The organism is Shimia sp. R11_0 (assembly GCF_017744035.1).
GTDB classification, from domain to species: domain Bacteria; phylum Pseudomonadota; class Alphaproteobacteria; order Rhodobacterales; family Rhodobacteraceae; genus Shimia; species Shimia marina.
The window spans coordinates 185917-200727 of record NZ_JAGHQY010000003.1; the positions used below are offsets into that span (position 1 = coordinate 185917).

The 14811-nt window shown below is 55.5% G+C and carries 12 protein-coding genes; 6 read left to right on the forward strand and 6 right to left on the reverse strand.

Features of this window, described 5'->3' with window-relative positions; all coding sequences use genetic code 11:
- Window positions 1–57: 57 nt before the first annotated feature.
- Window positions 58–522: a nuclear transport factor 2 family protein gene (locus tag J7382_RS07865; protein ID WP_209068520.1), complete on the reverse strand. Its 465-nt coding sequence runs from the start codon at window positions 520–522 to the stop codon at window positions 58–60.
- Between the two features lie 108 nt (window positions 523–630).
- Here J7382_RS07865 and J7382_RS07870 point away from each other — a divergent pair, with 108 nt between their 5' ends.
- Window positions 631–1530: a LysR family transcriptional regulator gene (locus J7382_RS07870; protein ID WP_209068521.1), complete on the forward strand. Its 900-nt coding sequence runs from the start codon at window positions 631–633 to the stop codon at window positions 1528–1530.
- A gap of 127 nt (window positions 1531–1657) precedes the next feature.
- On the opposite strand, the gene gatB is transcribed toward J7382_RS07870, so the two are convergent.
- The 4 genes from gatB to pepN form a co-directional block, all read right to left on the reverse strand.
- On the reverse strand, window positions 1658–3166 hold the full coding sequence (gene gatB, locus J7382_RS07875) for an Asp-tRNA(Asn)/Glu-tRNA(Gln) amidotransferase subunit GatB (RefSeq protein ID WP_209068522.1): 1509 nt from the start codon (window positions 3164–3166) through the stop codon (window positions 1658–1660).
- Window positions 3167–3240: 74 nt separating this feature from the next.
- The gene (locus tag J7382_RS07880; RefSeq protein ID WP_209068523.1) at window positions 3241–4563 is read right to left on the reverse strand and encodes a hypothetical protein; all 1323 of its coding nucleotides are present in this window, start codon (window positions 4561–4563) and stop codon (window positions 3241–3243) included.
- A 112-nt stretch (window positions 4564–4675) separates the two neighbouring features.
- Complete coding sequence (locus J7382_RS07885) at window positions 4676–5104, reverse strand: hypothetical protein (RefSeq protein ID WP_209068524.1); 429 nt, start codon at window positions 5102–5104, stop codon at window positions 4676–4678.
- 15 nt (window positions 5105–5119) lie between these two features.
- Window positions 5120–7681 (reverse strand): aminopeptidase N, encoded by a 2562-nt coding sequence (pepN, locus tag J7382_RS07890; protein WP_209068525.1) that lies wholly within the window; start codon window positions 7679–7681, stop codon window positions 5120–5122.
- A gap of 210 nt (window positions 7682–7891) precedes the next feature.
- On the opposite strand from pepN, the gene J7382_RS07895 reads away from it, so the two are divergent.
- The 4 genes from J7382_RS07895 to J7382_RS07910 all read left to right on the forward strand — a co-directional run bounded on the left by J7382_RS07895 (window position 7892) and on the right by J7382_RS07910 (window position 13131).
- On the forward strand, window positions 7892–10024 hold the full coding sequence (locus J7382_RS07895) for a malate synthase G (RefSeq protein WP_209068526.1): 2133 nt from the start codon (window positions 7892–7894) through the stop codon (window positions 10022–10024).
- 50 nt (window positions 10025–10074) lie between these two features.
- Window positions 10075–10500 (forward strand): heme-binding protein, encoded by a 426-nt coding sequence (locus J7382_RS07900; RefSeq protein WP_209068527.1) that lies wholly within the window; start codon window positions 10075–10077, stop codon window positions 10498–10500.
- A 65-nt stretch (window positions 10501–10565) separates the two neighbouring features.
- A complete protein-coding gene (locus J7382_RS07905) occupies window positions 10566–11345 on the forward strand; it encodes a gamma-glutamyl-gamma-aminobutyrate hydrolase family protein (protein WP_209068528.1) in 780 nt (259 codons plus the stop codon).
- Window positions 11346–11637: 292 nt separating this feature from the next.
- Window positions 11638–13131: a diguanylate cyclase gene (locus J7382_RS07910; protein ID WP_209068529.1), complete on the forward strand. Its 1494-nt coding sequence runs from the start codon at window positions 11638–11640 to the stop codon at window positions 13129–13131.
- Between the two features lie 57 nt (window positions 13132–13188).
- Here J7382_RS07910 and J7382_RS07915 read toward each other — a convergent pair whose 3' ends face one another.
- The gene (locus J7382_RS07915; RefSeq protein ID WP_058240119.1) at window positions 13189–13941 is read right to left on the reverse strand and encodes an SDR family oxidoreductase; all 753 of its coding nucleotides are present in this window, start codon (window positions 13939–13941) and stop codon (window positions 13189–13191) included.
- 304 nt (window positions 13942–14245) lie between these two features.
- Here J7382_RS07915 and J7382_RS07920 point away from each other — a divergent pair, with 304 nt between their 5' ends.
- The gene (locus J7382_RS07920; protein ID WP_209068530.1) at window positions 14246–14713 is read left to right on the forward strand and encodes an isoprenylcysteine carboxylmethyltransferase family protein; all 468 of its coding nucleotides are present in this window, start codon (window positions 14246–14248) and stop codon (window positions 14711–14713) included.
- Window positions 14714–14811: the final 98 nt, after the last annotated feature.

Sequence of the window (14811 nt, forward strand, 5' to 3'; positions counted from 1 at the left end):
GCTCCTGCGGGCCTTTTTACTTTTGGCGCGTGTGGGATTGCCCCGACGCGGCTAAGTTTACGGAGCGACTTCGAAGTGGTCTTCGCGCAGCAAGGCGGTGCCATCTGGCTGCATCACCCAGAGTTCATTGGTGATAATCCCATGCGCCTTGTTCATCCGCCACTGCGCGGACACCTGTGCGGCACTCAGCGACTGGTCCACTACCTGTGTTGTGGTCTGTGTATAGACGATGTCGTCATAGCCATTGTCGACCAGGTTTTGCCAAAAGGCTTGAATGGCGTCGCGGCCTTCAAAGGTGCCGAAGGGTTTGGCCACCATGATGGCATCTTCCTCATAGAGTGCTGCTGCCGCTGCTGCGTCTCCGGCATTGAACGCATCGCGCCAGGCGCGGCTCGCGGTGGCCACGGCGGTGCTTAGGGCAAATTCGTCTGCGGCACGGGTCTCCGCGTCTTGAGCAAAAGCAGGTGCTGCGATGCTCATCGTCAAAGCGCCCAGAAGCGAGAGGGTGGGGAGGAATTTCATGATAGGTGCTCCAATCTTCATGTTCTGCGCCATGATCTAGATCTTTCGATTGGTATGAAAAACAGGCATAATACGAAGTATAAGTTCAGTTTTGGAGAACAATTGGATATGCTGTCGCCTCTGCCGATGTCCTTTCTTGCCATTGTCGAAGCGGGGTCAATTACTGGTGCGGCAGACGCACTGGGGGTGGCAAAATCGGCGGTCAGTCAAAATCTCAAACATCTGGAAGATACACTCGGCGTCAAACTGGCCATCAGAACCACACGCCGTTTCACTCTGACGCCCGCTGGTGAGCGCTATTATCAGCGATGCAAAGATATTGTGGCTTTGTCACACAGCGCCCGCACAGAGATGGAGGCCTATGGCGCCACGCCCAAAGGGCCGTTTGTGATTACAGCGCCGCATGCGCTTATCGCGCCGGTTGTGGCGCCTGCACTGGCGCAGATGCTCAGGCGGTTCTCGTCTCTGCAACCGCGTGTGATCGCCGATGATGCCCGTCTGGATCTGGTGGCAGGAGGCATTGATCTGGCACTGACTGTTGGCGACCTGCCCGACAGCAGCCTGAAAGTGCAACGGGTGGGCGCCTTGTGCGATACTCTCTGTGTGGCTCCCGAATTGCTGGAAACCGGCCCATCGCCCTCAGCAGCAGAGTTTACGGACTGGATTCAGCAACTGCCTTATGTGGCTCATATGCGTGAGCCCGCCACTGTTACGTTTGCCTGCGACAATGAGATGAGGGGCGATCTGCGATTTGTGCCCAACTTGCGCGGCAACACGGTCGACGCGGTTCTGGCCATGGCCAGAGAAGGGATGGGCGTGGCTTTGCTGCCGGATCTTGCGGTTGCCGAAGACCTCGCACGCGGGAGACTGGTCAGGGTGTGCTCTGCCCACAATCCCGCACCGGTTCCGATTTATGCGGTGCATGCTTATGACGCGTTGGTGCCGCTCTCTGTGCGCGAAGCAATCTTGGCGTTACGCCATAGGCTCTCTGAAAATGGGCCAACTTAGGCGGCGGTAAGGGCGCGGAGGCCATGGGCCGTTGCAGGGGGCACACTGTTGGGCTGTTAACGATTTAAAACGCAAAACGCGCCGGTTTTTACACCGACGCGTTCTGGCTGCGATACCGACGCAGCGTTTAGCCGTTCAGCTTCTGCGCCACCAATTGGTTAACAGCCTTTGGGTTGGCCTTGCCGCCGGTGGCTTTCATCACCTGACCCACAAACCAACCGGCCAGTTTCGGGTTCTGTTTCGCCTTTTCCACCTGCGCCGGATTGGCCGCGATGATCTCATCCAGAGCGGCTTCGATTGCGCCGGTGTCGGTCACCTGCTTGAGGCCTTTTTCTTCAACGATTTTAGCAGGATCGTCTTTGGTCTCGATGTGGATCTCAAGCACGTCCTTGGCGATCTTGGTGCTGATTTCGTCAGAGGCGACCATGGCCAGAATGGCGGCGTTGGCTTCCGGCGCGACCAGCTCTTGCGGGCGAACTTCGGCTTTGTTGGCGCGGCCCAGCACTTCGTTGATCACCCAGTTTGCGGTCTTCTTGCCGTCCCCTTTGCCAACGGAGGCTTCAAAGTAATCGGCCAGATCAACCTCAGCCGTCAGCACGGAGGCATCATATTCGGTCACGCCGTAGTCTTTGATAAAGCGTGCTTTTTTCTGATCAGGCAGCTCTGGAAGGGTCTTGGCGATATCGTCCACCCAGCCCTGTTCGATCTCCAATGGCAGAAGGTCGGGATCGGGGAAGTAGCGATAGTCATGCGCTTCTTCTTTGGAACGCATGGAACGGGTTTCGTTCTTGTCTGGATCATAGAGACGGGTCTCCTGATCGACAGTGCCACCAGCCTCAACAATCGCGATCTGACGGCGGGCTTCATATTCGATCGCCGCCTGAATGAAGCGCATGGAGTTCATGTTCTTAATTTCGCAGCGGGTGCCGAGATGCGAGAAGTCCTGTGTTTCCATGTACTTCTCATACTGGCCCGGACGGCAGATGGAGACGTTCACATCCGCACGCAGGTTGCCGTTCTGCATGTTGCCATCACAGGTGCCCAGATACCGCAGGATCTGACGCAGTTTGGTGACATATGCGGCGGCCTCTTCGGGGCCGCGGATGTCAGGGCGGCTGACGATTTCCATCAGGGCGACACCGGTGCGGTTCAGGTCCACGAAGGACATGTTCGGATCCATGTCGTGCACAGATTTACCGGCGTCCTGCTCAAGATGGATACGTTCAACACGCACCAAGCGTGCAACGCCGGGGCCCATGTCCACAAGGATTTCACCTTCGCCCACAATGGGTTCATAGAGCTGAGAAATCTGGTAGCCCTGCGGCAGATCCGGGTAGAAATAGTTCTTGCGGTCAAAGGCCGATTTCAGGTGAATCTCGGCATTCAGCCCAAGCCCAGTGCGCACCGCTTGTTCTACGCAGTATTCATTGATCACAGGCAGCATGCCCGGCATGGCACTGTCTACGAAGGCCACGTTGGAGTTGGGTTCGGCACCAAAAGCGGTGGAGGCGCCGGAAAACAGCTTGGCATTGGAAGAAACCTGCGCGTGGACCTCCATGCCAATGACCAATTCCCAGTCATGTTTGGCACCCGCGATCACTTTGGGTTTGGGGGTCTCATATGTCAGGTCGAGCATCGCTCACGCTCCTTAGATATCTGGCTGATCTGCGTTCTAGGCCAGCCAGAGATGAGGAGCAAGAGGGCAGTGACCTATGGGTTCACCTGAGTAATGCCTTCGGGTGTGAAATAGACCGTTTGCCCAGCCTGAAGGCCGCTCATGAACGGCATGGCCACCGCTTGCAGCGCAATGTCGCGCCCTTTTGCTGAAAGGCGTTCTTTTGAGATCACACGAGAGGTATTTTCAAAGCCGATTTCAGCATGGCCCCATATCAGGGGATGAATTTCGCGCAGGTGATCTCGAACCACCATTTCAAAGCCCTGACGTAATGCGGGAGGCAGATCTGCCCGCAGCCCATCAGCACTGTGTTGCGCACGGGCATGTTGCCAGCATCGATAAAGATGTGCCGCCATGAGGTTGGCGGAATGTTGATCCCCGCTGCGCTGTAGTGCGTCGGTGACCCCATCGACAAAATACTCGATTTCAAGCGTTTCCAACCCACTTGGGTCGACCAATAGGGCGTCAAACCACACCCAAGCATAGGCACCAGCGCCCCAGACATCATATGTTTGCGCGGCGATACGGCGGGCTTGCAGGTCCAGTTGCGGAAAGTCACCATACCAGCGTGGCAACAGGTAATTGCCAAGCGCGCGCATGTGCCGTGGATTGAATGGATCCAGCGCAATGAGCGATTCAAACTCGCGACACAGGGTGTTGAGAGGTTGGGCTTCGCCGGGCAAAAGCGCGCAGCGGGCTGCAGAGAGGGCTGGGGAGTGATGTTCCTTAGGGCAGAATCTTTTCAGGATGTTTGTGGCTCGCTCAAAGTGAGCCTCAAAAGCTTCTCTGTTGATTTCACGCACATCTTCTTTGGCCGAGGCCCCGCGCCAAGCCCAGCCGACGTCAATGTGCATATGCGCGACCACCAAGGCAATTGGGTAGCTGTCTGGGTACTCTTCTAGCAGGTATTCCATGGCCTCGATGCCAGCGAAGAAATCGGCGTCTTCGGCAGGACGTCCGTGGAGAAGGGCATGTTCTGCGGCGCGTACGACATCTGAACGTGCGCCAAACAACATGAGTTCCGCCAGGGGCGTGCCCGTCGCAGTTGCGGCTCTGTTTTGATCATGGGTTCGGATCAGGTCTTCGAGTTCTTCCCACCTTTCCTGACGCGCCAAAAATTGGCCGCGGTCACGCACCTGAGCACTTTCGATCTGATCGGGCGTTTCCGCGTTGATCGGAATTTGCAGACGACTGAGCAAATCACGGTAGGTTTTGTTTCCCTCCGAAGTCTGGCCTACGGAAATGCTAGAACTGGATTGGGAGAAAACTTTGCCGAGTTTGCGCAGTGCAGGAGGTGCGATTGCGCTCACAGCAGGCGCGTGCGGCGCCTTGGTGCGGTATCTGGAAAACAGCTTCATCTCGACTCCCGTCCTGTCACTCCAGCCATTCTGTTGGAGCTTTCAGGCTAAAAAAGGGCACCAAGTTGAAATCATGCGGTCACGATTGGGTCGATGCAGCCACAAATTGTGGTCAGATAATTTTCAGTCTCTCGTGCATCACGGGAATCTCATGTGCCGCCATCGCCGCTTCAAAATCAACGCGCGGAGGTAAAACATCCTGTGGAATCCGTACTTTTCCGCCATCGCCCATCTCTAGCGTCACGCGAAAAGCTACGTTCAAACGTGTGACGGTCTGCACCGCGCGGATGTTATGGAACGCAATGTTCGCCTCTTGTGTGACGTTTTTCCAATGCAGGCCGTCATCGTCGATAGAAAAATGCGTTACCGGGTTGAAGAGAACATCTACCAAAGACGGCACCGCGAGGAGAGATACAAGGAGGACAATGACCCAGTGCAGCCCTGCTACCAAAAGCGCCGAAATGCCGAATGCAAACAGGAGCACAACGGCAATACTCCGACGGTTGCGCCCGTAGGTTGTGTGCTGCAGTGCGCGGGTCATTGTCTTTCCTCAGATCTATGCATCAAGGATACGCCCAACCATTTCTGATGTGTCCCGGCTGAGGTTGCTTTGAGTGGCGATGCGTTCCAATTGTTCTTTTATGAGCGACTGGCGGTGAGCATCGTAGCGTTTCCAGGTTTGGAAGGCACTGCACATGCGCGCTGTCGTCTGTGGGTTTATCGGGTCCAGCTTGATCAGCCAATCTGCGAGAAGGGCATAGGCTGCGCCGCTTTGATGATGGAAGCCGGCATGGTTCATGGCCAGAACACCCATGACAGAACGGAACCGATTTGGGTTTTTCATTTCAAAATCAGCATGTTGGGTGAGGGTACGGGCAACGGTTGCAGAGTCTTCAGGTTTGGCGTGCATCACTTGCAGCGAGAACCATTTGTCCATGACCAAGCGGTCGGACTGCCACTGATCATAGAAGGCTTGCAGCGCGCTTGCGCCTTTGCCTGCGTCAATCAAGGCGCTGAGCGCAGCCAGCTGCAATGTCATATTGTCGGCATGTGCGTATTGCTGAGAGGCCGTTGCCCCTCCGTCGAGGCGCGTGACAAGCGCCAGCGCGGCATTGGCGAGGCTGCGTTTTCCGGCGGGGCCTGCTTCAGGGCTAAAGGGGCCTTCAACCTGATTTTTTGCGTAGAGATCTGGGAGCATATCCGCAAAAGCTCGCGCTTTGGCATCGCGCAGTGCTTCGCTTGCGGTGTGAATCGCGGCAGGATCTGGGATGTGGCCCATTTTGTGGATAATCCCCGCCAGTTCGGATTGTGAGGGCTGCCCAAGCATCAGAGCGCGGTAAGCTGGATCCAGGGTCTCATCGCACAGAAGGGCCTTCAGCCCATCAAGATAGGCGGTGTTGTGCGGCGCTCCTTCTAAGATCGTGCCCAATAGGCTGTCTCGCGCGAGATCGCGCCCTGCCTCCCAGCGATTGAAGGGATCTGTGTCATGGGCCAGCAAAAAGGCACGTCTGGCATTGTCGATGTCTTGTTTCAAGATCACCGGTGCCGAAAATCCGCGGAGGACAGAGGGGATTGGTCGGGTCGTATGCCCTTCAAATGAGAAACTTTGTTCGGCTTTGCTTAATTCCAGAGCCATTGTGGGCTGCACTTCTTCGCCATCAGTATTGAGCAGGCCAACGGCAACAGGGATGACCTGAGGGTGTTTTTCATCCTGACCCGGCGTGGGCGCGCTCTTTTGGCTGAGGTGCAGCGTGAAGGTCTCGCCGTTATATTCTTCGCGCACGGTCACTTCGGGTGTTCCAGACTGGGAATACCAAAGTTTGAACTGTGTGAGATCGCGACCAGTGCTGTCTTCGAAGACTTTGATCCAGTCCTCAATCGTGCAGGCCTGACCGTCATGACGCTCAAAATAGAGGTCCAGCGCCTTGGCATAGGCGGCGTCTCCCACGAGCGTTTTGAGCATGCCGATTACTTCGGCGCCCTTTTCGTAGATGGTTGCCGTGTAAAAGTTGTTGATTTCCTGAAAGCTTTCCGGCCGTACCGCATGAGAAAGAGGGCCTTGATCCTCAGGGAACTGACGTGCCCGCAGTGCGATCACATCATCGATCCGCTTGACCGGTTCTGAGCGCATGTCCGCCGTGAACTGCGCATCACGAAACACTGTGAGTCCTTCTTTCAAGCAGAGCTGGAACCAATCGCGGCATGTGATCCGGTTGCCGGTCCAGTTGTGGAAGTACTCATGTGCAATTATCGCTTCGATCCGCTCAAAATTGCCGTCGGTTGCTGTTTCTGGGGAGGCGAGCACGCAGGAGCTGTTGAAGATGTTCAAGCCCTTGTTCTCCATCGCCCCCATATTGAAGTCATCCACAGCGACGATGTTGAATTCATCCAGATCATACTCACGCCCATAGACCTCTTCATCCCATGTCATGGATTTTTTCAGGGCTTCCATGCCAAAGGCGCATTTGCCCTCGTCTCCCGGACGCACCCAGATGGCCAGATCAACGGCAGTTCCGGACTTGGTTGTAAACTGGTCAGTATGCGCGATCAGATTGCCTGCTACGAGCGCAAAGAGATAAGCCGGTTTGGGCCAAGGATCTGACCAAGTAGCAAAGCCGTCACCTTTGCTTACCCCGTTGCCGTTGGACAACATGACTGGGGTATTGTTGGCGTCTGCTTCAACTCGAACATCAAAGACTGCCATAACGTCGGGGCGGTCGGGGTAGAATGTGATCTTACGGAACCCCTCGGCCTCACATTGTGTGCAATACATGCCATTAGACATGTAGAGACCTTCCAGAGCTGTGTTGGCCGCGGGATTGATTTCCACTTCGGCTTCCCAAATGAAGGCTGTGTCTGGCACGTCTGCCTGCAAGCCGCCATCCACCATTTCTGGAGCCACTGCTTTGCCATCAATTTTTGCTGAAATCAGTTTAAGTTGTTCGCCATGAAGGAAAAACCGCCTGTCTGTCGCGTCTGGATTGGGGGCAAAGCGAATTTTCGAAAGCACGCGCGTGGCTGTGGGGTGTAACTTGAACGTCAGGTCCACATGTTCGACGATGTAACCAAAAGTTGAGTAGTCCTTCAGGTAGATCGTTTGGGGGGCGGCATCTTTCATCGGTCTCTCCATCCTGAATGCCCTATTGGTTTAAGATTTCCTGCGGCGCCTGCAAGGGTTTAAAGGATTGGATTGGAAAGCAAGAAGCTTGCGTTTAATTTATGAATATTTTTGAAAATCCCTTTGGTAAAAAAAGATAACCAATTTTGTTGCCTATCGGAAACTCATGCTCTAATTGAGAAATGTATCCAGTGGAAAGGGAGAGCCACAATGACTGATCGTGTTGCGCAAAACGGTTTGCAAATCGCACAGGAGCTCTATGACTTTGTTGTCAATCAGGCCCTTCCGGGGACTGGCGTGACGGAGGAGCAATTTTGGGCAGGACTGTCCGAGCTGGCGCATGATTTTGGCCCTAAAAATCGCGCATTTTTGGCAAAGCGGGAAGAGTTGCAGCAAAAAGTTGATGGTTGGCATCTCTCGCACAAAGGGCAGCCTCATGATGCCGCAGCCTACAAGGCCTTTTTGGAAGAAATTGGCTATCTGGTTCCAGAAGGCGAAGATTTTTCCATCGATACAGCAAATGTGGATCCCGAGATTGCACAGCTTCCTGGGCCTCAACTGGTCGTGCCTATTACGAATGCACGTTTCGCTCTGAACGCTGCGAACGCGCGCTGGGGCAGTCTTTACGACGCGCTTTATGGTACCGATGCCATGGGCGATTTGCCTACCGCTGGTGGATATGATGCGGGCCGTGGGGACCGCGTGATCGCTTGGGGCCGTGACTTCCTTGATAAAACGCTGCCTTTGGCCGACGGCTCTTGGCGCGATGTCAAAGGTCTCTCTGTTGAGAACGGTCAGATGGTCCCGGCGCTGAAAGTTGTTGACGCCTTCGTGGGGCACGCCGGAGAGGCGGTTAACCCTTCGCGTGTTTTCCTCAAAAACAATGGTTTGCACGTTGTCATCGAGGTGGACCGTGCGGGCAATATCGGAGCTTCTGACAAGGCTGGCATCAATGACATCACGCTGGAAAGCGCGCTTTCCACGATCATGGATTGCGAAGATTCCGTGGCCTGTGTTGATGCTGAGGACAAGGTGGTTGCCTATGGCAACTGGCTTGGGCTGATGCAGGGCAATCTCGCGGAAGAGGTGAGTAAAGGTGGCAAGACCTTCACACGTGTTTTGAATGAGGACGTCACATTTACAGCAGCGAGCGGTGCGGAAACCGTTCTGAAAGGACGTTCCCTGATGCTGGTACGCAATGTTGGGCATCTTATGACCAACCCTGCGGTTCTTGATCGGGAGGGCAATGAAATCGGCGAAGGCTTGATGGATGCGCTGGTGACTGTGATGATTGCGATGCACGATCTGAACAAAGAGAGTGGAAACTCCGTTCATGGCTCGGTCTACATCGTGAAGCCAAAGATGCACGGCCCCGAAGAGGTGGCGTTCTCCAATGAGATCTTCACCAAGGTCGAGGATATTCTCGGCCTGCCGCGCAATACCGTGAAGATGGGGATCATGGATGAGGAACGCCGCACGTCAGCCAACCTGAAAGAGTGTATTCGCGCGGCCAAATCCCGTGTGGCCTTTATCAATACTGGCTTCTTGGATCGCACTGGTGATGAGATTCACACCTCAATGGAGGCGGGTGCGTTCTTGCGTAAAGGTGAAATGAAAACAACGCCTTGGATTTTGTCTTATGAGGATCGCAACGTCGACATCGGCTTGGCGTGTGGGCTTCAGGGCAAGGCCCAGATTGGCAAAGGCATGTGGGCCATGCCAGATCTCATGGGCGCGATGCTGGATCAGAAAATCGGGCATCCGAAATCTGGCGCCAATTGTGCTTGGGTGCCGTCCCCAACCGCGGCGACATTGCATGCCACACACTACCATGAGGTGAATGTTCTGGCGCGGCAGGAAGAAATCAAAGCAGGCGGGGCGCGCGGCTCTCTTGATGATCTGCTGACGGTTCCGGTGATGGATGGGCAGAACCTGTCTGAGGAAGAGATCGCTGCCGAAGTGGAAAACAACGCGCAGGGCATTTTGGGATATGTGGTCCGCTGGGTGGATCAGGGCGTAGGGTGCTCCAAAGTACCAGACATCAACGACGTTGGGTTGATGGAAGACCGCGCGACCTGCCGTATTTCCTCACAAGGTTTGGCCAACTGGCTGCATCAGGGCGTGGTCAGCGAGGCGCAAGTCATGGCGGCCATGCAGAAAATGGCGGCTGTTGTGGATCGTCAAAATGCCAATGATCCGCTCTATACGCCGATGGCGCCGGGCTTTGATGGGATTGCATTCCAAGCCGCTTGTGATCTGGTGTTCAAGGGGCGGGTGCAACCGTCTGGTTACACGGAGCCTGTGCTGCATGCACGGCGCTTGGAGCTGAAGGCACAAGCATAAATCTTGAGGTCAGAGCACGGCTCTGACCTTTCTTTTTGGGAGAGATGACGATGACAATTTCACTTCGCCGGGCGCGAACAATCATTCGTAAGGCCTTGGAAAAAGGTCGTGAAATGGAACTCAAACCACTGTCTGTCGTGGTGCTTGACGCGGGCGGTCATGTGCAGGCATTTGAGCGCGAAGATGGCGCAGCACCGGGGCGGTTCGCGATTGCGCATGGCAAAGCTTACGGCGCTGTGATGCTGGGCATGGCTGGGTCTGCACAAATGGCGCGGGCAGAACAGCAGGCCTACTTCATGGCAGCGGTGAATGGCGTTTACGGCGGGCAGGTTGTGCCCGTGCCCGGCGGCGTTTTGCTGCGGGACAAAAAAGGTGGCGTGATTGGAGCTGTGGGCGTGACGGGGGATACCTCTGACAATGACGCCATTGCTGCAATGGCAGGCATTGAGGCTGTAGGGCTGACTGGCGAAGTGTGATTGGGCTTCCGCATTGACTGCACAGGTTCTATGTTAACCTGTGCAGTAGACGAACGAGGCTTCTTATGACGCGCCCTGTTGTTGGGATCATTGGCAATCAGTATCTGATCAACGACCAATATCCGGCTCATGCCGGCGGAACGATGAATTCCGAAGCGATTTCAGGCGTTTCTGGGTGCATGCCGCTTTTGATTCCGGCGGATCCGCGGTTTGTTTCCGTTGAGGAGTTGCTGGAAAAATGCGACGGCTTCCTGCTCACAGGGGGGCGTCCAAATGTACACCCAGAGGAATATGGCGAGCCGGAAACGCTGGCGCATGGGGAATTTGATCGTGCGCGGGATGCGATTGTTTTGCCATTGGTGCGAGCCTGTGTGGAAACTGGGCAGCCCTTTATGGGCATTTGCCGTGGCTTTCAGGAAGTGAATGTCGCCATGGGTGGTAGCCTCTACCCTGAGATCCGCGACCTGCCGGGACGGGACAATCACCGCATGCCACCTGATGGGTCCCTTGAAGAAAAATTCGCCCTACGCCATCTCGTAACCTTCTGTGAAGGGGGGCCTTTTCAGCGTTTGATGGGGGCACAGAAAGTCATGACCAATACCCTTCATGGACAGGGTATTAAGCGCGCTGGGCAGCGGGTGGTGATTGATGGTTATGCGCCCGATCAAACGCCGGAGGCGATTTACATCAAAGATGCGCCGGGTTTTACCATGTCGGTGCAGTGGCATCCGGAATGGGATGCGGCCAATGACCCGGTAAGCCGGCCTTTGTTTGAGGCGTTTGGCGAAGCCGTGCATGCTTGGGCGCAGGCGGGAGAAGCGCGACCTGTGCGCAAATCTGCTTAGGCGTTAACGGTTTTTGGGGGGCTGTTTTTGACGTCGGTATCGCGTCGGTATTCCAACGGTATTGCGTAGGTGGATTTCAGGAAATCTAAACCTTAATGCCTCGACACTTTGTCTGGCGCTGCCAAGGGGGGTTGCACCCTGTTGGCCATGTTTTCTGAATGGGCCGGTTGAGTACCTGCCCTTAGGTAAATCCTAAGTAAAATTTGGCCCAATTTGCGGCTTCTCTTTTAGGGCGGACGCAACTTTTTTGCTGCAAAAGAGAGCAATCAAGATGCACTTATGGGGCCCCAAAATGCGAGAACAGCGACAACCTTTTATCGCGGATCCGGTCGGTGCCTGCGATACTTTTCGCCAAGAACAGATGCTTGAAGTGCTCAATCAGATGGAGCAGGGCATCGTCGTTTGGGACAGCGATCAAAACTGTCTGATGTTCAATGAGAGAATCTTTGTGGTGCTTGAGATCAGCCCAACGGATCTGTTTGTTGGCATGAAGCGCGAGATGTTTCTGGACAAAGCCGTGCAATGGGGCGTCATCACCGCGGGCAGCAAAGAAGAAGCGCAGGCGCGGTTTCAAACTGGGCAGCCCTTCAGCTTTGATCGCAGTTTGCCGTCGGGAAAGGTGATTTCCTCTTTTGCGCGGCCTTTGGGGCAGGGGGGCTATGTTGTGACGTTTACGGATGTCACCCAGTTTCGCAAAGATGCCGCAGATCTGGCGGTTGCCAAGAAGGCGGCGGAAAAGGCTGAGACAAAGGCGCTCAAGATGCTCGCAAAGGAGCAGGCATGGCGTGAAGAAGCCAAACTGCTGGGCGATCTGGATGAGTGGTTGCAGAGCTGCAAATCTCTTGCAGAGCTGTTTGAGGTGGTCACTCAGTTCATGACAAAGCTTTTGCCGGATACGGCGGGCGAGCTGTATCTCTATTCTAATTCCCGTGACGTGTTGGATGGGGCCTGCGTCTGGGGCGGAGGTGAAGTGCATGAGCATATTGCGCCGGACAGTTGCTGGGCGCTGCGCCGGGGGCGCGGATACCGATATGAGGCCGGCGGGATCGGGCTGCAATGCAGTCACGTCAAAGATCATCCGCGCCAGCGCGAGGTGGAGCATACGCTCTGTGTGCCCATTGTGGCGCATGGCGATACTGTTGGGCTGATGCATGTGGTCTATCCAGAAAATGCTTCGGACGCAGAGGTCAGGCAGGGATATGAGTTTGCCTTACAATGTGGGGAACACATCAGCCTTGCGATTGCCAATGTGAAGCTGCGCGATGAGCTGCATGATCAAAGCACGCGTGATGCGCTGACCCGGCTTTACAACCGGCGCTATTTCCTTGAAGCGATGCGGACAGAGGCCAGTATGGCAGCCCGCAAGCGCAGCGATTTCTCATTGCTGTCTTTTGATGCGGATAAGTTCAAATCCTTCAATGACAATCACGGCCATGATGCCGGTGACATGGTGCTGCGCGCGATTGCCGACAAAATGCATGAGATGTTTTCTGATGGGGCAACGCCCTGCCGGTTTGGCGGCGAAGAGTTTTCCGTTCTCTTGCCGAATGTGACGGGCACAGAGGCCTATGACGTGGCGGAAGAGCTGCGTCGGGCTGTGGAGGAGATCAAGATCCGCTATGGCTCAGGCGAATTGCCTCCGGTGACCATCTCCATTGGGGTCGCAAGCTTTAGTGACCATGGTCCGTTGTTACAGGACATCATTAACGCGGCGGATCGGGCGTTGTATCAGGCCAAGAAAGACGGGCGCAATTGTGTGCGTGCGGCTGACGCCGAGGCGCAATAAGACACTCTTTTAAGGGGAGGGATGCAACAGGCCTGACGCTGCTGCATCCCCTGTGCGTCACAATTCTCCGCCAGAAATCTGCACCATCTGTCCGCGTACGGAATCTGCCATATCTGAACAGAGATACAGCGCCGCGTGGGCCACTTCTTCGGGGGTGATCAGCCTGCCATGGGGGTTTACGCCGACCATCATATGGCGCGCCTCTTCTTCGGAACAGCCGGTCCGCTCCATAATGCTTTTGATGTTTTGACTGATGATCGGCGTTTCCACATAGGCCGGGCAGAGGGAGTTGAAGGTGATCGGTTTATTGGCGAAATCCGCCGCCAGCGATTTGATCATGCCATTGACCGCGTGTTTGGAGGTGGAATAGGCCGGTGCGCCTTTCAGGCCGCGCAGCCCGGCGATGGAGGAAACGGCCATGACCCGGCCCCAGTCTGTCTGCGCCATGGATTTGAGGGATTCGCGGATGGTGAGGAAGACACCATCAATGTTGATCGCCATCATGTGGCGCCAGAAGTCCATATCGGTTTTGTGCAGGGCGCGGCCTTCGGCGATGCCAGCGTTGGCCACACAGATTTGAATCGGTCCCCGGGCCGCAACCGCCGCAGCGACTCCTTCCACAACGGAAGCCTCCTCTGCGACATCCATAGCCAGCGGATGCAGACCTTCGGTGGCGGCCTCTTCCAGTACGTTTAAACGCCGCCCGGTGATGGTCACTTGAGCGCCTTCTGCGGCGAGTGCTTTTGCGATGGCCAGGCCAATGCCTGTGCCGCCGCCGGTAACCAATGCGTGTTTGCCTTGCAATGACATGATCCAATCTCCCTGTGTGTCTTTGAAGACGACAGTATCGGGCCGGGGAGGGCAAACAAGGCCGCGGCTGCAAACCGCCGCACCGTCATTTTATGCGATGCGCCCAGAACAGCGGCATAGCGCGTGGACAGATTGTGTTGTTTTGGTTTCATTTTCTCTGAAACAGCAGACATTCTGTCCTTTTTGCCCTTTGAGGCAAATTGTGCCGTTGCGTCGTCTTAAAACATCGCTACACCGAATGAGGACGCGCCCTGCGTCGGACCTAGACGCACGAAGCGTCGCAAGCCAGTTGAGGAGCCTGTGCATGACCGAGACCGCAAGTCGGCGTTTTTTTGACGTGCCGCCGGTCTGGCTTGTGGCCGCGCTCCTTTTTGCTTGGATGCAGGTGCGACACTTTCCTATGGGATTAAGCTTTGGCCCGGTCTGGGCTGATCTGCTGGGGGGGCTGCTGGTCGGCGGCGGCGTGCTTTTGATGAGCCTTGCCGTGATGGAGATGCGCCGCCACCAGACAAGCTTTCACCCGCATCATGACAGCGCACGGCTGGTGCAAAGCGGGATCTTTTCTCGCAGTCGCAATCCGATCTATCTCGGGGATATGATGGTTTTGACGGGGCTTATTCTCTATTGGGATGCGGTTCTGTCTTTGCCATTGGTGCCGCTTTTCCTTTGGTTTCTTGAGCGTCGCTTTGTGATTCCTGAGGAGAACCGCCTGCGCCGGACGTTCCGGATGGACTATGCCCGATACTGCGAAAAGGTGCGCAGATGGGTGTGATGTCGCTACGTCCATATGACAAATGCCGTCTGTTTGCTTGTGCAGCATCACGGGTGGCGTTAAAACATTTTGCAAGTGCAGCATGGTCTGCGTGAAAC